Origin of the sequence: Chryseobacterium culicis (genome assembly GCF_900108365.1) — a bacterium.
GTDB lineage: Bacteria > Bacteroidota > Bacteroidia > Flavobacteriales > Weeksellaceae > Chryseobacterium > Chryseobacterium culicis.
In genome coordinates this window covers 276,384-297,326 of record NZ_FNWQ01000004.1, presented here as the reverse complement: position 1 = coordinate 297,326, position 20,943 = coordinate 276,384, and the positions used below count along the sequence as shown (strand labels likewise).

At 37.1% G+C, this 20,943-nt stretch carries 20 protein-coding genes; 11 read left to right on the top strand and 9 right to left on the bottom strand.

The window, feature by feature from the left end:
* Positions 1–5 precede the first annotated feature (5 nt).
* Together BLW74_RS16400 and BLW74_RS16395 are read left to right on the top strand one after the other, a co-directional pair.
* A complete protein-coding gene (locus BLW74_RS16400; protein ID WP_089694049.1) occupies positions 6–860 on the top strand; it encodes a glycosyltransferase family 2 protein in 855 nt (284 codons plus the stop codon).
* A 154-nt stretch (positions 861–1,014) separates the two neighbouring features.
* On the top strand, positions 1,015–2,055 hold the full coding sequence (locus tag BLW74_RS16395) for a glycosyltransferase family protein (RefSeq protein WP_089694047.1): 1,041 nt from the start codon (positions 1,015–1,017) through the stop codon (positions 2,053–2,055).
* Between the two features lie 40 nt (positions 2,056–2,095).
* Here the strand turns inward: BLW74_RS16395 and BLW74_RS16390 are convergent, their stop codons facing one another.
* The 3 genes from BLW74_RS16390 to BLW74_RS16380 all read right to left on the bottom strand — a co-directional run bounded on the left by BLW74_RS16390 (position 2,096) and on the right by BLW74_RS16380 (position 5,323).
* Positions 2,096–3,574, bottom strand: a complete 1,479-nt coding sequence (locus tag BLW74_RS16390) for a lipopolysaccharide biosynthesis protein (RefSeq protein WP_089694045.1) — start codon at positions 3,572–3,574, stop codon at positions 2,096–2,098.
* A gap of 9 nt (positions 3,575–3,583) precedes the next feature.
* Positions 3,584–4,378 carry an FkbM family methyltransferase gene (locus BLW74_RS16385; RefSeq protein WP_089694043.1) on the bottom strand — a complete coding sequence of 265 codons (795 nt, stop codon included), beginning with the start codon at positions 4,376–4,378 and terminating at the stop codon, positions 3,584–3,586.
* 279 nt (positions 4,379–4,657) lie between these two features.
* The gene (locus tag BLW74_RS16380; protein ID WP_089694041.1) at positions 4,658–5,323 is read right to left on the bottom strand and encodes a DUF2461 domain-containing protein; all 666 of its coding nucleotides are present in this window, start codon (positions 5,321–5,323) and stop codon (positions 4,658–4,660) included.
* Positions 5,324–5,728: 405 nt separating this feature from the next.
* Between BLW74_RS16380 and BLW74_RS16375 the strand changes: the two genes are divergently transcribed.
* The 8 genes from BLW74_RS16375 (at position 5,729) to BLW74_RS16340 (ending at position 13,139) form a co-directional block, all read left to right on the top strand.
* Positions 5,729–7,429, top strand: coding sequence for a DEAD/DEAH box helicase (locus BLW74_RS16375; RefSeq protein ID WP_089694039.1), 1,701 nt, complete (start codon positions 5,729–5,731; stop codon positions 7,427–7,429).
* A 150-nt stretch (positions 7,430–7,579) separates the two neighbouring features.
* The gene (locus tag BLW74_RS16370) at positions 7,580–8,218 is read left to right on the top strand and encodes a DUF47 domain-containing protein (RefSeq protein WP_065393534.1); all 639 of its coding nucleotides are present in this window, start codon (positions 7,580–7,582) and stop codon (positions 8,216–8,218) included.
* A gap of 12 nt (positions 8,219–8,230) precedes the next feature.
* Positions 8,231–9,373 (top strand): inorganic phosphate transporter, encoded by a 1,143-nt coding sequence (locus tag BLW74_RS16365; RefSeq protein WP_089694037.1) that lies wholly within the window; start codon positions 8,231–8,233, stop codon positions 9,371–9,373.
* Between the two features lie 102 nt (positions 9,374–9,475).
* The gene (locus BLW74_RS16360; protein WP_089694035.1) at positions 9,476–10,447 is read left to right on the top strand and encodes a polyprenyl synthetase family protein; all 972 of its coding nucleotides are present in this window, start codon (positions 9,476–9,478) and stop codon (positions 10,445–10,447) included.
* A gap of 77 nt (positions 10,448–10,524) precedes the next feature.
* Complete coding sequence (locus BLW74_RS16355) at positions 10,525–11,475, top strand: GSCFA domain-containing protein (protein WP_089694033.1); 951 nt, start codon at positions 10,525–10,527, stop codon at positions 11,473–11,475.
* Between the two features lie 12 nt (positions 11,476–11,487).
* On the top strand, positions 11,488–11,829 hold the full coding sequence (locus BLW74_RS16350; protein WP_089694031.1) for a hypothetical protein: 342 nt from the start codon (positions 11,488–11,490) through the stop codon (positions 11,827–11,829).
* 12 nt (positions 11,830–11,841) lie between these two features.
* Positions 11,842–12,372, top strand: coding sequence for a DUF4269 domain-containing protein (locus tag BLW74_RS16345; RefSeq protein ID WP_228424937.1), 531 nt, complete (start codon positions 11,842–11,844; stop codon positions 12,370–12,372).
* A 5-nt stretch (positions 12,373–12,377) separates the two neighbouring features.
* Positions 12,378–13,139, top strand: a complete 762-nt coding sequence (locus BLW74_RS16340; RefSeq protein WP_089694027.1) for a TatD family hydrolase — start codon at positions 12,378–12,380, stop codon at positions 13,137–13,139.
* 227 nt (positions 13,140–13,366) lie between these two features.
* On the opposite strand, the gene BLW74_RS16335 is transcribed toward BLW74_RS16340, so the two are convergent.
* From BLW74_RS16335 to BLW74_RS16315, 5 genes are all read right to left on the bottom strand, one after another.
* A complete protein-coding gene (locus BLW74_RS16335) occupies positions 13,367–14,671 on the bottom strand; it encodes a DEAD/DEAH box helicase (protein WP_089694025.1) in 1,305 nt (434 codons plus the stop codon).
* A gap of 216 nt (positions 14,672–14,887) precedes the next feature.
* A complete protein-coding gene (locus BLW74_RS16330; RefSeq protein ID WP_089694023.1) occupies positions 14,888–15,376 on the bottom strand; it encodes a DUF6438 domain-containing protein in 489 nt (162 codons plus the stop codon).
* A 189-nt stretch (positions 15,377–15,565) separates the two neighbouring features.
* Positions 15,566–16,549 (bottom strand): GTPase ObgE, encoded by a 984-nt coding sequence (gene obgE, locus BLW74_RS16325; protein ID WP_089694021.1) that lies wholly within the window; start codon positions 16,547–16,549, stop codon positions 15,566–15,568.
* 61 nt (positions 16,550–16,610) lie between these two features.
* Positions 16,611–17,189 (bottom strand): adenylate kinase, encoded by a 579-nt coding sequence (locus BLW74_RS16320; protein WP_034697446.1) that lies wholly within the window; start codon positions 17,187–17,189, stop codon positions 16,611–16,613.
* Between the two features lie 152 nt (positions 17,190–17,341).
* A complete protein-coding gene (locus BLW74_RS16315) occupies positions 17,342–17,896 on the bottom strand; it encodes a phosphoribosyltransferase (protein ID WP_047374145.1) in 555 nt (184 codons plus the stop codon).
* A 388-nt stretch (positions 17,897–18,284) separates the two neighbouring features.
* Between BLW74_RS16315 and BLW74_RS16310 the strand changes: the two genes are divergently transcribed.
* Entirely contained in the window at positions 18,285–19,874 is a 1,590-nt protein-coding gene (locus BLW74_RS16310) for an ABC-F family ATP-binding cassette domain-containing protein (protein WP_089694184.1), read from the top strand.
* Between the two features lie 77 nt (positions 19,875–19,951).
* Here the strand turns inward: BLW74_RS16310 and BLW74_RS16305 are convergent, their stop codons facing one another.
* Positions 19,952–20,875, bottom strand: coding sequence for an alpha/beta fold hydrolase (locus BLW74_RS16305; protein ID WP_089694018.1), 924 nt, complete (start codon positions 20,873–20,875; stop codon positions 19,952–19,954).
* Between the last annotated feature and the right edge of the window lie 68 nt (positions 20,876–20,943).

Below are 20,943 nucleotides of genomic sequence, written 5' to 3'. Positions count from 1 at the left end.
AATTCGTGAGGTTTTTAATCATAATTCCTGCCCATAACGAAGAAGACAACCTCCCCTTTACTCTTGATTCTCTGCAGCAGCAAAACAGCAGAGATTTTAAAGTGGTGGTGGTGAATGACGGTTCTACAGACAGAACCGCTGAGGTGATCAGGAACTATACAGAAACGGATTCCCGTTTCGAAACAGTCAGCCTTCAGAAATCCGAACATCAGCCCGGTTCCAAAGTGGTACATGCTTTTAAAAATGGATTACAAACCCAATCCATAGATGAATTTGATATCATCTGTAAGTTTGATGCCGATATTATCCTTCCGGAAAACTATCTGACAGCTGTAGAAACAGCCTTTTCTTCTCATCCTGATTTTGGACTCGTGGGAGGGCTTCTGTACATTGAAAAAAACGGAAACTGGGTCTATGAAGGAAACTCCAATAAACATCATGTAAGGGGGCCTATGAAAGCCTATCGGAAAGAATGCTTTATTCAGATTGGAGGTTTAAGAGAAACTTTGGGATGGGATAATATTGATTCCATATTGCTGGAAAATCTGGGATGGAAGGAAGTCGTTCTTCCGGAGCTTCACGTGAAACTGATTAAAGTGAAAGGAGCCGACTACACGATACGTCCCGCAGCGTATTACGGAAGATATTTTTATTTCTTAGGACTGAACAGGTTTCTGGCTTATATAGCCTCTTCAAAAGAAGCGGCGAAAAGCAGGTCTGCCACATTTTTCTTTGATATTGTTAAATCCTATGAAAACTGCAGATCCAAGAAATTAGAACTTAAAATAACCAGAGAAGAACAAAAAACCGTTAATGAGCAGCGTTGGCGAATGTTGAAAAAGAAATGGCTGAAGATATAGAAGCAAAAAACGAAATTACGAAAAGGTAAAATGATAGAAAGCTTTATCAATTATTATCAGAAAAGCGATAGGGGATAAGCTTTAGCCCGTCTCTAATCAAAAAATAAAAACCATTGGCTGTAGCCGGAACTTAAGATATAACTCCTCAAAGCACGTGAAAAAAATAGCATACATAGAAATTGATACCCATGCAGAAATTGCTCAGGCTTTCATGGATATTATGAAAGGGTCTCTGGATTTTTCGGTAGACTATTATTTTTCAAAAAGAATTAAAGATCATGTGATTCATGGGGATGAAGCCGTATTCTTATCAGATAGCTCTATGATTTTGGACCAGCTGAAAGGGAAAGGATATGATCTGGTGATCATAGGGACTGTGCACCGTTATTTTAATACATTTCTGGCAGTTACGAAAAAGTACAGTACAGCGGTTATTGCCCATAATCTTAATTTTATCAAAGCCTCAAAACTGGATCTGATGAAAAGTGTTTTCAAAGGAGATATTATTTTCAGATTGAAATTGTGGCTGAAAGAAGGATTGTTTTATAAAACCAGGGTTTATCATACCTCCAGAGCTCTTTTCGTACTGGATGAGGCTCTGATTTCAGAAAAATACCAGTTTCTGCCATTGTTTTATACGAGGGATTTTGCCAAAACCCAAAATGATGATTTTGTAGTGGTGATTCCTGGTGGTGTTTCGCAGAAAAGGAGAGATTATGCTTATATTTTCAAAACCATTCAGAGGCTCAGTACCCATAAACGCTGCAGGTTTGTATTTCTTGGAAAAGCAGGCGGCAGTGAGTTAAAACAACTCAAATCTCTGTCTGAAAAAATCCCGGAAAACATAAAAATCACTTATTTTTCAGAAAGAGTTTCTTCAGAAGATTTTGAACAGTGGATGCGGAAAGCAGATGTTTTATGGTGCCCGATACAGCAGAGTACAGAGTTTTTCAGCATGGAGGAAATCTATGGACGGACTAAAATGACAGGTAATCTTGGCGATGCTATTGCCTATGGCAAAATGGCTGTCTTTCCTGGAAATTATCCTTCCAGACTGGCTTTTATTATTCCTGAAAAAGAAAATGCTTTTGAACAGTTAGAAACCATTTCTAACACTCCTTTTGACTTTCATAAAACATACGGCAGGAGAGATGTTCAGAAAAAGCTGGAACAATTTCTAAGGGGATTACTGTAGATAAACTCTTTTATAATGGTGCTTTTTTCTCTTAAAAGTATTATTTAATCTTAAATACACTCTTAATAAATCTCATATTCAGATAGTCTTCAACCGGGAAGATCTTGGTAAAATAATTACCGATATAGATCAGTAATAAAACCACTGCAGGTTTGTAAACGAGGTTCAGCAGATTGCTGCTGAAGTTCGGGAGAACAATTGCTACTGTAATCGCCAGCGTACAGATGATAGAAACGAAAATCATTTCAATGGTTAACGGTGAAACCTTAAATACAATATAATTGAAAACAATTTTCACAACATTATAAATTGTAAGTGAAATAGCGGTAGATAAAGCAATTCCGATGAGTTTCAGATGTGTGTTTTTAATAAAATAATAGTTCAGTCCTATCGTTAATCCCGCCAGTAAAAGCATGACAAGAATATTGAATCTGTAATATTTAGAAAGCGAAATAATATTTCCGTTAAATCCTGTTGCCAGATCTATCAGTACCGCAGAGCCCCAGATCCACACTACCGGCTCATACTCCCTGAGCATGGTTCCGTTCTTCGGCATAAATTGTGTCAGATACGGGAATCCAACCATGATGCAGGAGAACAGAACAGCACCAAGGAAATACAGCGTTAAAGAAGTTTTCTTGTGGAATCTGTCCAGCTCTTCCATATCTCCGTCTGCCAGATTTTTACTGATAATAGGAGCCGAAATATTGAATAGTCCCAATTGAGGTATAGAGATCAGGGAAATTAACGCATAAAGAACGGAATAGATCCCGTTTTCTTCCATTCCCATAAATTCTCCAATCATAAAACTGTTGATCGCCAGATAGTTTCCAAATGTTCCCAGAAATCCGAAGAAACTGTAGTTCAGGAACTCCTTCCAAAAATGATTTTTCTTAAAATAGTCTGTGCTGATGTCAAACTTAATTTTTTCCAGCTTATTGGTATAATAAATATACCCGAACAGCATGAGTGTAAATATTCCGAAGAAAAAAGCCAGTGCAATATTTTGAGACAGAGAAAAATAGAAGAAAAGACAGAAAGCACCCAGATTTGCTATTTTAGGGAAAAGATTGTCAAAGATATTAGAGACAACAATTCTTTTATAATTTGACGTGTATTTATTGAAAATAGCGCAGAGCGATAAAATTAAAATTAAGGGCAGAATAATTTGCTTAATTTTCCACGCTTCTGAATGGATAAATTTGGGGTAAAAGTAGGGGAGAATAAAAAATACGGTAACAAAAATGAGAAAATTGAGCAGAACCGTCACCAGAGATAGTGAAAGCATATTCTGATTTTTTCCTTCTTTCTGCAAAGCATTAAAAAATTTTACATTCGCATAAGAAATACCAAAAACAACAAAAGGAACGAGCATCTCAGCGGTTTGCATACTGTAGCGAAGCTTTCCGTAAAATTCAAAATCATTCGGAAATATAAATATTGCGGAAACGGTGCCCAGCAAAAAACCAATATAACCGATAATGGAATATTTGAAGCCTTGTCTCGCTACTACACTCATAAGTTGTTTTTAAATGTTTTTAGGTATAAAAATAATGTTGTTGATGTACTGGGTTTTATTTTTTTCGTCATTCGTATTTTGTGTGATGATATCCTCTGTAAGATTCTCCAGCGTAAAGCTGTTTCTGTTCAGATATCGGGCTTTGTATCCCCAGCTCATCACTTCGGAGATCTCATTCCATATCGGTGTCTGGTGGTGTCTTTGCTCCATCTCAACCATTAGGGTCGGCTTGAACTTTCTAATGGTTTCTCTGGCTCCGGAAAGGGTTTTTATTTCATTTCCCTCCACGTCTATTTTGATGAAATCAAGTCTCTTGAAATGTTCCAGTGCAGCCCATTCGTCCAGCTTGATTACCTTTACTTTCTCTGTATAGCTTTTCTCTTCTCCCTTTTCTTTGTAGGAAGTATTTAATGTCCCGCGGGAAGCAATTGTTTTTCCATTAATGATTGGTACTTTAAACTCGGCAATCCTGTTTTCGTCAGAAAGTGCCAGAGGAAAGATACGCATAGCGGGAAATAATCTTTTTAATCGTCTGTACAGCTTTTTGTTAGGTTCAAAACCATAAATATATTCATGGTTAAGTATATTTTCAAGCTGGTATAGGAAAGTTCCTACATTCGCGCCAATGTCCAGTATTACAGCGTTTTTCGGAAGATACTCTTTAATCCATACCAGTTCCGGCTCTACATTACGTTCCGCAAAATTATTTTTATTAAGATTATTTAACTTTTTAAAATATCTTTTTTTATAGAAATTCGGGGTTATGTATTGTAGTTTCTCTGCGATTTTTTGGTATAAAGACATCGTAAGCTTTTTGGCGAACAGCAAAGATAAGGAAAAATGTAAAACTTCTCTTAAAAAATGTTAATTATAATACCTTGATTTTCAGAATAAATCTTTAAAATTTGTTTTTGTAAACTATTGAATTTTAATATATTTTGAATTTTTTATAAAGATACCCAACTACCACAAGTTTCTCTGTTAAAAAAGTCGATAAAGTATAATTCGACCTCAATAACAATCATCTGTGAAATCGGTGTCATCTGTGGTCGAAAAATCAGCGGACCTTAAAAAATAAAGAAATTAAAGAAATGGGGTATTCAGGAAATCATTGAAAGGTTTCATCAGTTTAAAGACTTTAGTCATGTTTTTCACCGCATTTTTGTCCAGCACTTCCTCGTCTTTCAGACTATAAACCACAATATAGCTTTTAAGCTTCAGATATTCTCCCATAGGATCTTCTTTTTCGAAACCCTGAGGGATTTTTTTCAGTTTATCATCCTGATCAAGCTCCGGAAAATGCTTTTTGAAGTCCTTATTGTTGAGAATTTTAAGAAAATCGTCCCCGTACAAGGAAATTTCTTTACGCACTTCTTTCAGAACAGAAGATTCCGGCATATAGATTCCGCCTGCTAAAAAAGATTTTCCGGGTTCTATGTGAAGATAGTAGCCTCCTTTCTGGTTTCCTTTTCCCATTCCCAAAGAAGCGCCGAAATTGGTTTTATAAGGAGACTTGTCTTTTGAGAAACGGGTATCTCTGTAAATTCTGAACAGCGCTTTTTTACTGTCTATTTTAGCAAGCTCTTCATCAAAACCGGACATCTCTTTAATCAGTTCATCCAGAAATGAAACTACATTGTGCTGAGATGCCGTGTAGAGGTTTTTATTTTCATTAAACCATTCGCGGTTATTGTTTTTATTCAGCTTTTTTAAAAAATCAAATGTTGTGGGAGAAATACTTGCAGACATATTGTGTAAAGTGTTTTTATTGTTAGTAGGTGAAATTTAAAAAAGATTCCAGGCTCCGGCCTCAAATTCCTGTAACCCGAATCTAATCTCACCATTCAAATGTACAAAAACTATAGAGTATAGGGCAATATATCAATGACGATAAATGACAATAACAAGAGAAAAATTTGCTTTTAAGGGCTTTATTTTTGAAAATTCATAAATAACAAAGAAAAAATCAATCCAATTTAATAAAAAAAAATAATGTTTGATAACTTTTTAATCTACAGCACGTTTTTTTGGATTTAATTTTCCAAAAATTAAAAAAATAGTAGAGGATTGTGAATTTAAGTTTGAATATTTAAAAATTTATTCAAAAACAAATCAAATATTTGTTGTATCTTTGCAAAAATTTTAAAATAGTTAATGAATTTATTTACGGAAACCAATTTAAGTCCTGATATCCTTAAGGCAATTGGCGAACTGGGCTACGAAAGCCCAACAGAAATCCAAAAACAGACTATCCCTTTTATTCTTTCAGATATTCGCGACTTGATCGCACTTGCGCAGACAGGGACAGGCAAAACAGCAGCGTTTTCGCTTCCGATTTTGGATATGATTGACGATACGAGTCGCAAAATCCAATTATTGGTGCTTTGTCCGACACGGGAATTATGTCTTCAGATTTCGAAAGACATAAAGAATTACTCTAAGTATATGAAAGACATCAAGACAACTGCGGTTTATGGTGGAAGTAGTATTGTAGAGCAGATGAGATCTTTGAAGGATAAACCACAGATCATTGTGGGAACTCCGGGAAGAGTAATAGATCTTATCAACAGAAAGGCACTGGACTTTTCTGCTATTCATTGGTTAGTATTAGACGAAGCTGATGAAATGCTTTCTATGGGATTCAAAGATGAATTGGAGACCATCTTAAGCGAAACTCCGGAAACGAAACAAACTTTCTTATTCTCTGCAACGATGAATAAAGAAGTGGAAAGAATTTCTAAAAATTACCTTACAAAGCCACACCGTATTTCAGTAGGTTCTATCAACGAAGTGAAGAAGAACATTACTCACGAATACTATGTAGTTGGGTACCGTCAGAAGAAAGAAGCATTAAAAAGATTAATTGATGCTAACCCTAATCAGTACTCCATTATCTTCTGCAGAACGAGAATGGAAACCCAGGAGGTAGCTGATTTCCTGATGCAGAACGGATATGCGGCTGATGCCCTTCACGGTGATCTTTCTCAGGCGCAGAGAGATACGGTAATGAAGAAATTCAGACTGAAAAATATTGATATTCTTGTAGCAACAGACGTAGCAGCGAGAGGATTGGATGTAAACTCCCTTACTCACGTTATTCACTTCTCTTTACCGGATGATCCTGAAGTATTCGTTCACAGAAGCGGAAGAACAGGTAGAGCCGGAAAAGACGGGATATCTATGGCTTTAATCAAGCCGGAAGAAAGCAGAAAACTGAAACAGATTAAATCTGCAACAAAAATTGAAATTAACGAGAAGTTCATTCCTACAGGTGAAGATATTATTAAAGCTCAGGTAGGAGGTGTATTCGAAAAACTGTTTACGGAGCACGAAGATCTTTTCGAATTTGACGATAGCTTAATCCCGGATCTGAGCAACTTTACAAAAGAAGAACTGGTGCATCAGCTGTTACAGTTCCAGCTTAAAGATCTTGCGTTATACTACAAAGACAAGCATGACCTTGTGGAGCAGAAATTAAGCAGCAGAGATGACGATTACTCCAGAAGAGACCGCGGACGTGACAGAGATAGAGACAGAGGCCGTGACAGAGACAGAGGAGATCGCGGAAGAGACAGAGACCGTGGTGCAAAACCAAGAAGAAGAGATGAAAACATGGTAAGATTCTTCTTCAATCTTGGGAAGAAAGACCATCTGAAGAAACTTGACGTTTTAGATATCATCAACAAAGCTACCGCTGGCGGAAAAAGCAAGAAAAGAGCTGAAATAGGAGATATCGAAATTCTAGAGAAATTCTCTTTCTTCGAAGTTGAAAAATCGTTTAAAGACAATGTCTTAAGCAACATTCAATCCATGAAGTTCAAAGGAAAAGATATGAGAGCTGAAGTAGCAAATTAATCTCATCATTACCATACAAAACCGGCATTATTGCCGGTTTTTTTATTTGATAATCAATTGTTAAGCGAATGTTAACAAAACTTAATGTCATATAGTTTCACGTGCGGTCCTTTTTTAAGAAATTTGCACACGAATTATAAATACTAAAAAATGGGAATTGGTAATATTTTCCACGCTTTTCAACCAAAAGATAAAATCTTCTTTGTACTTTTCGAAAAAGTAACTGAAAATCTAGTTGCAATGTCAGAAGAATTCAACGCTGGAATCAAGGATTTCGATCTTAATGACGATTCAATGCTGAAGAAAATGAGCGACTTCGAACACAAGAATGATGAACTTACTCACGAAATTTTCGTAGAACTAGGAAAAAACTTCATTACACCTTTTGACCGTGAGGATATCCATACACTGGCAACAGGGCTGGATGATATTGCTGACTATATCTACGCTTCCACAAAATATATCTTCCTTTACAAATCACCTGAGATGAAGGCTTATTCCGACTTCTCTTTACTGATCCACAAAGCATGTCTTGAAATTCAGAATGCCATGAAAAACCTTAAAGGGTTCAAAAATATGGAACAGGTGAAAGAAGCTTGTATTAAGGTGAACTCTATTGAAAATATTGCTGACGATTTGCTGTCCAATTCAATGGTAGAATTATTTGAAACCAATGATGCCATCAACATTATTAAAGTTTCATCAGTATTGAACTACCTTGAAATTGTAACGGACAAAGCAGAAGATGTTGCCAATACAATCGAGAACATCATGATTAAATACGCCTAATACACAGCAAAAATGGAATTTCCGATTTTACTTATAGTTATTATTGCGCTGGCCCTGATCTTCGATTATATCAATGGTTTCCATGATGCAGCCAACTCAATTGCAACTATAGTTTCTACAAAAGTTTTAACTCCATTTCAGGCTGTACTTTGGGCGGCGCTCTGGAACTTTGCAGCCTTCTTTATTGCTGCTTATATCATTGGAGAATTCAAAATTGGTAATACAATTGCCAAAACAGTTAATGAGAATTTTATCACCCTCGAAGTTATATTTTCCGGTCTGGTGGCAGCAATTGCCTGGAACTTACTCACATGGTGGTTCGGGATCCCTTCTTCATCATCACATACGCTGATCGGAGGTTTCCTGGGAGCAGCGCTTATGCATGCTTTCATGATGGATTATCATGATGTGGCAGCAGCACAGCCGGAACTTGGCATGTGGGGTACCGTTAAAGAGGCTTTCAACCAGGTAACGCATCAGAGTGTGGTAAAGTTTGATAAAGTAATTCCTATCTTTCTGTTCATTTTCATGGCACCGATTATAGGAATGATCATTTCTGTTATCATCACCCTGATTATCATACACCTTTATAAAAGATCAAACCCGCACAAAGCAGATCAGTCTTTCAAGAGACTTCAGCTGGCTTCTTCAGCTTTATTCAGCTTAGGACACGGTTTGAATGATGCACAGAAAGTAATGGGTATCATTGGTGCAGCTGTAATTTATTATCACGTTAATATGCTTCAGGATGCACAGTATCTGAATATCCCTTCTGCAGAACGTTTTGATTATTTTGCGCAGCACTATATCTGGGTTCCTTTGGTTTCTTTCCTTGCTATTGGTTTAGGAACAATGAGCGGCGGATGGAAGATCATCAAGACAATGGGTACCAAGATTACAAAAGTAACTTCATTAGAAGGAGTAAGTGCAGAAACTGCAGGGGCTATTACTTTGTTTATTACAGACCATTTCGGTATTCCTGTATCTACTACTCATACCATTACAGGTTCAATTATCGGGGTAGGATTAACGAAAAGAGTTTCAGCCGTAAGATGGGGGATCACAGTAAGCTTATTATGGGCCTGGGTTCTTACCATTCCGATTTCTGCAATAGTAGCCGGAATTACTTATCTGGTAGTAACCTTCCTTTTCTAAAAAAACAAATCATATATTTATATCAACTTTGTCCGCTTGGGCAAAGTTTTTTGTTTTATAAAGCCCTGAAAAATTGTATTTTTGTTCAAACTATTAGATTTTATGGAATTTTTAGACAGATACCAGCAGATTGTTGCAGATGCCATCGCTAAATATACTTTTAAAGATAAGCCTTCCGAGCTGTATGAGCCGATGAACTATATTATTTCTCACGGAGGCAAGCGTCTTCGTCCTATTATGGTACTCATGGCATGTGATATGTTCGGCGGAGATCTTAAAGAAGCAATCAAGCCTGCATTGGCTATCGAGTTTTTCCATAACTTCACACTGATCCATGATGATATTATGGATGAAGCTCCGCTAAGAAGAAACAAACCTACCATTCATACTTTACATGGTCTTAATGTAGGAATTCTTTCCGGAGACGGGCTGATGCTGAAAGCCTATAAGTTCTTTGAGGATCTGGAACCTGAAATTTTCAAAGCCTGCATCAGAATATTTACCCACACAGGACTTCTTCTTTGTGAAGGACAGCAGTATGATATCAATTTTGAAACTCAGGAAGATGTTACTTTTGATGATTATATCAGAATGATTACCTATAAAACAGGCGTTTTAAGTGCTTCTTCATTTGAGATCGGAGCTTTGATTGCAAAAGCTGATTTTAAAGATGCAAAAGCTATTTTCAATTTCGGGAAACATATCGGGATCGCCTTCCAGATCATGGATGATTATCTTGATGTATTCGGAGATCAGGCGCAGTTTGGAAAAAAACATGCCGGAGATATTTACGAAAACAAAAAAACTGTTCTGTACCTTTTGGCAAGAGAACATGCTACAGACGAAGAAAGAAAAGAACTGGATTACTGGTATTCTAAAAAAACTGAAAACGTAGATAAAGTATACGGAGTAGAAAAGATTTTCAGAAGAACGAAAGTAGATGAAAAAGCATTGCGTCTGATTGAAAAACATAATGAAATCGGGCAGAGCTATCTTCAGAAAATAGATGTTCCGGAAGAAAAGAAAAAACCTTTTATCGAACTGGCTAATTATTTGTTGAGAAGAGAAAGTTAATATAGGTAGCAGAGGAGCAGGTCGCAGGTCGCAGCAATTTACCTGCCGCCTGTTTCATGCCATCTAATCCCTATACAATGAAATTCAGAACAGAAGTTGAAATCCCCGCATCAGAAAAGAAAATCGAGATTGAAGATAAAATATTTTCAATAGGCTCATGTTTTGCTTCTGAGATGACAGATTTACTGAAGGACGGGCAGCTTCAGACTCTTAATAACCCTTTCGGAACCATTTTTAATCCCTTTTCTATTAATTATGCAATACACAGATTGCATGATTCCGCATTTTATGAAGAAGAGGAATTGATCACTTATAATGAAGAGTATATTTCTCTGGATCATCACACCAGCTTTGATACCCGTTATATTCATCAGACTTTAGATAAGATTAATGGTGCTGTTGAAGCAGGAAATTCTTTTCTTCAGGAAGCGGATTGGATCATTATTACCTACGGCTCTTCATTTATCTATGAATTTCTTCCTAAGAAAAAGCTGGTGGCCAACTGCCACAAAATTCCGCAAAAGTTTTTTGAAAAAAGACTGCTCTCCCATCAGGAACTAACGGGTTCAATTTATCAGACTATTCTGGATCTTAAAGATATTTGCAAAGAAGGAGTACAGATCCTTTTTACAGTTTCGCCTGTAAGGCATACAAAAGACGGGATGGTAGAAAATCAGTTAAGCAAATCCAAGCTGATTACAGCCATTCATGAATCTATTTCTATGTTTGAAGACTGCCATTATTTGCCTGTCTATGAAATTTTAATGGATGATCTGCGGGACTACCGTTTCTATAAAGAAGACATGATTCATCCCAGCACACAGGCGGTTAATTATATTTTTGAGAAATTCGGGAATGCTTATTTCTCGGGTGATACCCAGAATTTCATCAAAGAGAACTTTAAGATTATCAAAGCACTGGAGCATAAAACCAGTGATAAGAAAGATCCGAAATTTATCGAATTCAGAGAAAAGCTGGATCAGCGGATTGAAGCTCAGCGAAAAAAGGTAAAACATAAAATATTTTAAAAAACGATAACTATGGCCGCTATTAAAAATATGGAGGGCTTAACCATTGACCAGATTAATCATGAATTAAACAGAGGTGCAAAATTTGTAGTCTTTCGATATGCTGTTTCCCTAATATTCATAACAGTTAAGAATGGAAGTGATATTTATTTTATCAGAGCTGATGAATCATCTGCCAGATATAGCTGGAAGTACTCTTTACTAACTTTCTTCTTTGGCTGGTGGGGAATTCCTTTCGGACCCATTTACAGTATCTCTTCGTTATACAGAAACTTTTCAGGTGGAAAAGACGTTACACAGGAGGTTTTAAATCATTTTAATTCACAGCAGCCGGCAGTAGATGTTGTTGCATAAAATAAATTTTAAATGAGTCAAATGATTGATTTTGCAGAGATTGACTATTTGAAAAGCGGAAATGAGAGGCAGAAAAAAGCTTATGATATTCTAACAAAGCATCGTATTTTTGAAAAATTACAAGATTATTCACCCATTTTAGCAGGAACTGTTCCTATTGAAATTGATATTGAAGGAAGCGATCTGGATATTATTTGTGAGGTAGATCTAAAATCAGACGATGATTTTTTAGACAAAGTAATGTTCAGCAGGCTTACCAACGTGGAAACAAAAGTTGAATACCCAATTTTAAATGGTGAGAAATGCATTACATTAAATTTTATACTGGACGGATTTCCCATTGAAATTTTCGGACAGAATAAACCTACAAAACAGCAGAAAGCTTATCTTCATATGATGGCAGAATACAAAATATTAAAACAAAAAGGAGAAGAATTTAAACAAAGAATAATAGAGCTTAAAAAACAGGGGATAAAGACAGAACCCGCTTTTGGCATGCTGCTGGGGCTTGAAAATCCTTATGAAGATCTGTTGAAATTTTAAATAAAATGATTGATACACATACACACTTATACGCAGAAGAATTTGATGAAGACAGAAAAGAAGCTATTCAAAGAGCATTAGATAAAGGAATTACAGAATTTTATCTTCCTGCTATTGATTCTGAATCTCACGAGAAAATGCTGACACTGGAAACTGAATATCCGGGACAGATTTTTTCCATGATGGGATTACATCCTTGTTATGTAAAACCGGAATCCTGGGAAAAAGAACTTGAAATTGTAAAAAAATATCTCGATCAAAGACATTTTCCAGCAATTGGAGAGATCGGAATTGACCTGTATTGGGATAAGACGACATTGGATATTCAGGTAAAAGCTTTTGAACAGCAGATTGACTGGGCAATAGAAAGAGACCTTCCGATTGTGATCCATACCAGAGAAAGCTTTGATGAGACATTTGACGTGTTAGAACGAAAAAAGCATCCGAAACTAAGAGGAATTTTCCATTGTTTTTCAGGGAATCTCGAACAGGCGCAGCATGCTGTTGACCTTAACTTCATCTTAGGAATCGGTGGAGTAGTGACCTTCAAAAACGGGAAAATAGATCAGTTTCTGAATGAGATTCCTTTGGATAAAATTGTTCTGGAAACAGATTCTCCATACCTGGCACCGGTTCCCCACAGAGGAAAAAGAAACGAAAGCTCCTATCTGGACCTGGTAGCAGGAAAACTGGTGAACATCTATGGGAAAGATTTTTCTGAGATAGACCGCATCACAACGGAGAATGCAAAAAATCTTTTCAAGTAAACTGGCGTGGAGTAAGAAATTTAGCAGTAAGTGGCAGTAAGCTGTAGGAGAGAGGCTGGAGATTACCGTTAGTCTTATAATTTCCGGCAGTTATCACTGCAACTTAATAATTTCCATGTTCTGGTTTCCAAACTCTATGACAACTTCCGATTTTTATCCCGAAAGCTGTAAAGCGCTTATTTTATGACAAATAAAAACCCCTTTCAGATTTGAAAAGGGGTTTGTTTTTATTTCTTTCTAGTGAAATTCTTGTTCTTAGGTTTTTTGAACCCTACCGAAGCTCCCGCAGAAGGCTTTTTACGGTTGTTATTAGACCTTGGGTTATTGCTGCCGCCTGTTTTAGGTTTTTCGCTGCCTGCGTGAACAGGCTTGTTATTAGAATCCCTTTTCTGGGCAACCAGATCATCTGTATGGAACGGATGGTCTTTAATGACCGGAATTTTTTTGCCAATCAGCTTTTCAGTATTCTTCAGGTTCAGAAGGTCTAGTCCATCTACAAAAGATATAGAATTACCTTCAGCACCGGCTCTTCCTGTTCTTCCGATTCTGTGTACATAGGTTTCAGAAACATCAGAAAGCTCAAAATTAATAACAAATTTCAGTTCGTCAATATCAATTCCCCTTGCAGCAATATCCGTAGCCACAAGAACTCTTGTTTTTCCGGATTTAAAGTTGTTCAAAGCATTTTGTCTCGCATTCTGAGATTTATTACCGTGGATCGCTTCTGCGGAAATATTGTCTTTCTGAAGTTTTCTGGAAATCTTGTCAGCACCATGTTTCGTTCTTGCGAAAACCAGCACAGAATCTGAAATGTCATTTTGAAGAATGTGGGAAAGCAAATTCAGCTTATTGTCTTTTTCTACAAAATAAACAGATTGCTTAATGGTGTCCGCTGTAGATGAAACAGGGGTTACTTCTACTTTTACGGGATTATTCAGGATAGAATTAGCCAGTTTCTGAATTTCTCCGGGCATCGTGGCCGAAAAGAATAAAGTCTGTCTTTTCTGAGGTAAAAGCTTAATGATTCTTTTTACATCATGTACAAAACCCATATCCAGCATTCTGTCCGCTTCATCCAGCACAAAAATTTCAAGATTTTTCAGGCTGATGATTCCCTGGGCAATAAAGTCCAGAAGTCTTCCGGGAGTGGCTACCAGAATATCAACTCCTTTTCTCAAAGCAGCCTCCTGGTTTCCCTGTTTTACCCCTCCGAAGATAACAAGCTGTTTTAATGGAAGATATTTACCGTAAGCATTAATGTTTTCCTCAATCTGAATCGCCAGTTCTCTGGTCGGTGTAAGGATTAATGCTTTAATATGTTTATTGGGAATTTTATTTTTGGATAAATTCTGTAGGATTGGGATGGAAAAAGCTGCTGTTTTTCCTGTTCCTGTCTGTGCACAACCTAAAAAGTCTCTGCCTTCCAGAATATCAGGAATAGATCTTTCCTGGATAGGAGTCGGAGTCGTATAGCCCTGCTCCTGGATTGCTTTTGCAATAGGTTCTATTAAGTTTAAGTCTGTAAAATTCAAATGAATTATTTTAAAATTTAAATAAAAATTCCTTCAGTCTGAAAGAATTACATTCTGCAAAGGTAGGTTAAAAAAAATTAAGATTTTTATTCTGCTCATTGGCATCTTTATAAAGCTTATTTTATGGCTGTAAAATAGCACTGGCCACCCGTATACGAGCAGCCAGTTGTTTTATTGTAAAATCTTATCTGGATCAAAAGATCATAGTAAATGAAATTATTTCACTTTGGTCCATTGCTGGTTTTTTCGCAGGTTTTCAAAAAACTGATACAGTTCCGAAAGCTTTTCGCTTCCCCGTTTTCCATAGTCTTCCACATTTTTCGAAGTTCCGTCAGCCAATTTGATTCTTAAATACGATGTGGGAAGATCCGTTACATTGTGTTCACCGTATTTGTCGTTTAAAGTTTTTACATTTAATCCATTCAGTAAAGTTATTAACCTGTTATAATCCTCTTCTTTAATTGTTCCTTTGAAGGTCCCTTCCCGAGGTTTTGAAAACTCATCTTTGGAAGGCTTATCATTGAAATTAAAATGTTCCGCTTCAAAAACGGCAGTTCTGTCCGCACTGATGGTCATTTTGAAAACAGGACAGAATCCAAAGCAGGGAGTAGCTTCATATTCAATGGTGGAATATTGAGAATTTACTTTCTGAGAATTGCAGGAGAATAATAGTATAAATGCACAAAGGCCTAATAAATATTTCATAGTTTTTTCAATTTCGGAGAGTCTCCCAATAATTGTTCCAAAAATTGAACCCGTGCTTTATTTTTATGTTAAATATAAAATTAAAGTATTGCTGTGAAAAATACCATAAAGAAAAACAGCCTCAGATCTTCTCTAAGGCTGTTTTTTATATTGCCGTTTTATTGTAAAACAAAACCGGTTCATGTTTTTTTATCCGTGCAATTGTTTCCAGATTGCATCTTTCAGTTCCATAAGGCCTTCTCCGGTAACCCCTGAGAAGAATAAAGGCTGTTTGTTTTCCGGGAACTCTGCTGCAATTTCTTTCTTCAGTTCCTCGTCCAAAAGGTCTGATTTTGAAACAGAAATAATGAAGTCCTTATCCAAAAGTTCAGGATTGTACTCCTTCAGTTCATTTTCAAGAATTTTAAACTCCTGAAAATGGTTTTCAGAATCAGCCGGAATTAGGAATAACAGAATAGAGTTTCTTTCAATATGTCTCAGGAATCTGTGTCCTAAGCCTTTCCCTTCTGCTGCTCCCTCAATAATCCCGGGAATATCAGCCATTACGAATGATTTGTAATTTCTGTAATCTACAATTCCAAGGTTAGGCGTCAGAGTGGTAAAAGCGTAATTGGCAATTTTAGGTTTTGCGGCAGAAACTGATGCTAAAAGTGTAGATTTACCGGCATTCGGAAACCCAACAAGTCCCACATCAGCCAAAATTTTAAGCTCAAAGACTACATAGCCTTCCTCACCGTCCATTCCCGGTTGTGCATATCTTGGCGTCTGATTGGTAGAAGATTTGAAGTGTTCGTTTCCTTTTCCCCCTTTTCCTCCCTGCATCAAAATGATTTCCTGTTTGTCCTCAAGGATTTCCCCGATAATTTCACCCTCCTCATTTTTAGCGATAGTTCCGATTGGAACGTCGATATAAATATCAGAACCGTCAGCTCCTGTCAGCTGGTTTTTTGCTCCGTTTTCACCTCGTTCTGCTTTTATGTGACGGGTGTATCGGAGTGGAAGCAAAGTCCATTCATTAGCATTTCCTCTCATAATGACGTGTCCGCCACGGCCACCGTCGCCACCGTCAGGACCACCTTTAGGAATATACTTTTCACGGCGAAGATGGGCAGAACCAGCACCTCCGTGTCCGCTTTTACAATGGATTTTTACGTAATCTACAAAGTTAGACATATAGTTTGTGTTGCAAGTTACAGGCTACGGGACGAAATTTTACCCCGTGCCCATATCCCGATTATTTAATTTTCTCTACCTCAGCGAAAAGTTTTTGGGAAATTTCATCAATTTCTCCAACACCGTTTACCTCTACATATTTACCCTGCTGCTTATAAAGCTCGGCAACTTCTGCTGTTTTGGTATAATATTCTTTAATTCTGTTTTCGATGATCTCTACATTGCTGTCGTCTGATCTTCCGCTGGTTTCTCCTCTTTTCAGAAGTCTTTCAACCAGAATTTTGTCCTCTACTACCAATGAAAGACAGATGTCTATCTCGTCATTCAGTACTTCTTTAACGATAGTCTCCAATGCTTCGGTCTGAGCCGTGGTTCTTGGATATCCGTCAAAAATAAAACCGTTGGTATCAGTAGGTTTTTTAATCTCGTCGATCAGCATATCTGTTGTTACCTGATCCGGAACCAATTCTCCCTTATCGATGTATGACTTAGCCAGTTTTCCAAGTTCAGTGTCATTTTTCATATTGTATCTGAAAAGATCACCTGTTGAAACCTGTTTTAAATTGAATTTCTCGATCAGATTCTGGGCTTGTGTTCCTTTTCCACTTCCTGGAGGGCCGAACAGAACAATGTTTATCATAATGTTGATACGCTTTCGGCAACGGGCATCTGCTTCTGGCTCCTGGCTTTTGGCGGTTTGCTCTTTGCTTTCAGCTTTTTTAAGTTATTATTAAATGTATTTCTTTATATAATGTTTTAAGCTAAAAGCTATCAGCTAATAGCCAACAGCGTTTAATGGTTGATTTGTCCGTCTTCCAACTGATATAAATTCGGCAGGTTTCTTCCTAATTCATCATAATCCAGTCCGTATCCAAGTACAAACTTATTAGGAATTTCTTTTCCGATATAGTCCAGCTTGAAGTCTTTCTTGTAAATCTCCGGTTTCAATAGAAAACTTGCCAGTTTTACAGATTTAGGACGCTGTGTTTCTTTGAAATATTTGAAAAGACTTTCAACCGTATTTCCAGTATCTACAATATCCTCTACAAGAATAATGTGACGGTCTCTTACATCTTTAGTAAGCTCCATTTTCTGATAAACAATCCCTGTAGATTCAGTTCCTACATAAGAGCTCATCTGAATGAAGGCAATTTCGCATTCCCCCGGGTAATATTTTAAAAGATCTGAGAAGAACATTACCACCCCATTCAAAACACCAATGAAAACAGGAACTTCATCCTTGTAATCTTCATAAATTCTTAATGCTGTCTCTTTTACAATTTCCTGAATTTCGGCATCCTTTAAATAAGGAACGAAAGTTTTGTCGTGAACTTTAATGCTTTCCATAAAATTTTTAGTAGGAGGCAAAGTTACGGATTTTTGATTAAAATACTTTCCTGTTTTTATCAGTTTGAAAGTTTGTGCGTTTCAGGATCACAGATTGGAAGAGGATAGTGAAGCCTGTTTACATAATAACAGATATAAGCTTTTGAAAGTAACAGCTTGTGGAAATAGATGCCTGAAAGGATTCTAAAAATGCAAGTGTTTGAAAGAAAGAAATAAGCCGAGGGTGATAAATATCCTGACCACTGATGAAAAAATCAATATTCAGGAAAATGACTATCTTTGTACTTTCAAACCCAAAAATACAGACATGTAGGATATAGTTTCTTTCAGATTCAATAAAGCGGTAACGGAAATGTTGCCGGTGTTTAACTATTTTAAGAAAGAAATCATGATTTTACTTCAAAATATATCCTTTGGGTTTCCGGGAGGAAATCTTCTATTTAATCATATCAATATAACGATACAGTCTCATTCCAGATCGGCTTTGGTAGGAAGTAACGGTACGGGAAAATCAACCCTTCTGAAAATCATTGCAGGAGAAATACAATCTTCAGAGGGTACGGTTAATATTGATGGTGATATTTTTTATGTGCCCCAGATATTCGGGAACTGTAACCACCTTACCATTGCGGAATGTCTGAAAATAGATCAAAAATTGCATGCGCTTCAAAAGATTACCGACGGAGAAGTGGATGAAATTTATTTCGAAACGCTCAACGACGACTGGGACATTGAAGAACGGTCTCATCAAGTTCTGGAATACTGGGGACTCGGGAATTTTAAATTAACCCAGAAGCTTGAGGATCTAAGCGGCGGACAAAAAACCAAAGTTTTTCTTGCCGGTATTCAGATCAATGATCCTGATATAATTGTGTTGGATGAGCCTACCAATCACTTGGATCTCGGTGGCAGGAAGCTGTTGTATGATCTTATTGAAAAAACAGATTCAACAGTGATTGTAGTGAGCCATGACCGTGCTCTGCTCAACCTGATGGATACCCTATTCGAGTTGAGCAATCAGGGAATTGCTTCCTACGGCGGGAATTATGATTTCTATGCTGAACAGAAAGAAATAGAGGATGAAGCATTACAAAATGACATCCACTCGAAAGAAAGAGCTCTGAAAAAAGCAAAAGAAAAAGAACGCGAAACACTGGAACGTAAGCAAAAACTGGATGCAAGAGGGAAAGGAAAGCAGGAAAAATCAGGAGTGGCGAGAATCATGATGAACACGCTCCGGAATAATGCAGAAAAGAACAGTTCCAAACTGAAGAGTGTCCATGCTGAGAAAATAAGTGGTATCTCAGGTGATTTACGGGATCTCCGTTCCTCCTTAAAGAATTTCGATCAGATGAAAGTGAATTTTAATGATTCAAATTTGCATTCAGGGAAGATTCTTGTTGCTGCTGAAGATATCAATTTCGATTACGGAAAAGGAAAACTCTGGAAAGAAAATAGTAATCTTGAGTTGCGAAGCGGAGATCGAATTTGCATTAAAGGTTCGAACGGTTCGGGAAAAACGACACTGATCAGACTCCTGCTCGGAAAAATTGAACCTTCAGAAGGGAAAATAAGCAGGGCAGAGTTCAACAGTATTTATATTGATCAGGAATATTCTTTGATTGATAATAACGCTACTCTTTACGATTTTGTGCAGACCTTTAATGACCATGCAATGCAGGAATCCGATGTGAAAACATTACTTTCAAGGTTTTTGTTTAGTAAAGAGACCTGGGATAAAAAGTGTGGTATGCTGAGTGGGGGAGAGCGCCTGAGACTGCTTCTGTGCGGACTTTCTATCAGTAATCAGGCACCTGATCTTATTATACTTGATGAACCTACCAATAATTTAGATCTGCAGAATGTAGAAATTCTCACCAACTCTATTAAAGATTATCAGGGAACATTGCTGGTGATCTCCCATGATGAAGTTTTTTTGGAGGAGATCGGAATTGATCAGGAATTAATCCTGAATTAAAACGACTGTCGGCCTCAGCTGAAATTTATACAGAAATTCCAGATCAAAGCGATCTGGAATTTTTTATTTTGTTCTTATTATTTTAAGATCCAGTTATGGATTTCCTGCAGAACCTCCTCTCGTATGGATTCGTTCAAAATCTCATGACGCATATCCGGATAGATCTTTACGTCCACATTCTGAAAACCATCAGCTTTTAAATTATCAACTGTATACATCACTCCTTTTCCAAAATCACCGATCGGATCATTATGTCCGCTTACAAATAAAAAAGGAAACGATTTAGAAATAGAGGAAGCCCAGTTTCTTGCCGTAGCCTTTTTATAAATGCTGAATAAAGTATAAAAAGCATTATGAGTGAACGGAATTCCACAAAGTTCATCCTGCTCAAACCTCTTCCTGTTTTCAGGATTTACACTCAGCCAGCTGGTATCACTAAAATCTTTATCCTTTTTAAAATGCTTGTTATTGACACTCGTAAAAACAGAATTCAAAAAAGTACGATGACGGGGTGCTATGGCATTAGCTAATGATAAATAACCTCTTAATACATCTATTCCCGGTAAAGGACCTCCGGTTCCTGTAATGATGGCACCTGCAAATTTGCTGCTTGCTTTTTGAAGAAGACACCTTGTAATAAAAGATCCCATAGAATGTCCCAGAATAAAATGCGGAACCTCCGGAAACTGCCCTGCAAGATAATCTGCCATCATTTCTGCATCTGCAATAAGTCTCTCATCCGGTTTTTCAAGCTGGAAGAAACCAATCTCTTTTTTGTTTTTTACAGATTTTCCGTGTCCCAGATGATCATACGTCAATACAGCTATACCATGACTGGCAAAATATTCAGCAATCTCTGCATATCTTCCGCTGTGTTCCTGCATGCCGTGAACGATAAGCAGAGTAGCTTTTGCTGTTCCGGGAGTAAACAGGGTATAGAAAAGCTGGGAATTGCTGTTTATTTTTGATGGGAGGTATGATGGGGATTGGGATATTGGCATGATAAATTATGTTTCGCGTTATTTTGTCTCAATATCAGGAAGTTAATAGTTTTCAAAAAATCCATTAA

Coding starts and splice junctions, on each gene's coding strand:
- BLW74_RS16375 (WP_089694039.1), top strand. CDS start 5,729: ATGAATTTATTTACGGAAACCAATTTAAGTCCTGATATCCTTAAGGCA.
- BLW74_RS16360 (WP_089694035.1), top strand. CDS start 9,476: ATGGAATTTTTAGACAGATACCAGCAGATTGTTGCAGATGCCATCGCT.
- BLW74_RS16355 (WP_089694033.1), top strand. CDS start 10,525: ATGAAATTCAGAACAGAAGTTGAAATCCCCGCATCAGAAAAGAAAATC.
- BLW74_RS16330 (WP_089694023.1), bottom strand. CDS start 15,376: ATGAAATATTTATTAGGCCTTTGTGCATTTATACTATTATTCTCCTGC.
- BLW74_RS16350 (WP_089694031.1), top strand. CDS start 11,488: ATGGCCGCTATTAAAAATATGGAGGGCTTAACCATTGACCAGATTAAT.
- BLW74_RS16345 (WP_228424937.1), top strand. CDS start 11,842: ATGAGTCAAATGATTGATTTTGCAGAGATTGACTATTTGAAAAGCGGA.
- BLW74_RS16315 (WP_047374145.1), bottom strand. CDS start 17,896: ATGGAAAGCATTAAAGTTCACGACAAAACTTTCGTTCCTTATTTAAAG.
- BLW74_RS16385 (WP_089694043.1), bottom strand. CDS start 4,378: ATGTCTTTATACCAAAAAATCGCAGAGAAACTACAATACATAACCCCG.
- BLW74_RS16390 (WP_089694045.1), bottom strand. CDS start 3,574: ATGAGTGTAGTAGCGAGACAAGGCTTCAAATATTCCATTATCGGTTAT.
- BLW74_RS16370 (WP_065393534.1), top strand. CDS start 7,580: ATGGGAATTGGTAATATTTTCCACGCTTTTCAACCAAAAGATAAAATC.
- BLW74_RS16365 (WP_089694037.1), top strand. CDS start 8,231: ATGGAATTTCCGATTTTACTTATAGTTATTATTGCGCTGGCCCTGATC.
- BLW74_RS16340 (WP_089694027.1), top strand. CDS start 12,378: ATGATTGATACACATACACACTTATACGCAGAAGAATTTGATGAAGAC.
- BLW74_RS16320 (WP_034697446.1), bottom strand. CDS start 17,189: ATGATAAACATTGTTCTGTTCGGCCCTCCAGGAAGTGGAAAAGGAACA.
- BLW74_RS16310 (WP_089694184.1), top strand. CDS start 18,285: ATGATTTTACTTCAAAATATATCCTTTGGGTTTCCGGGAGGAAATCTT.
- BLW74_RS16305 (WP_089694018.1), bottom strand. CDS start 20,875: ATGCCAATATCCCAATCCCCATCATACCTCCCATCAAAAATAAACAGC.
- obgE (WP_089694021.1), bottom strand. CDS start 16,549: ATGTCTAACTTTGTAGATTACGTAAAAATCCATTGTAAAAGCGGACAC.
- BLW74_RS16380 (WP_089694041.1), bottom strand. CDS start 5,323: ATGTCTGCAAGTATTTCTCCCACAACATTTGATTTTTTAAAAAAGCTG.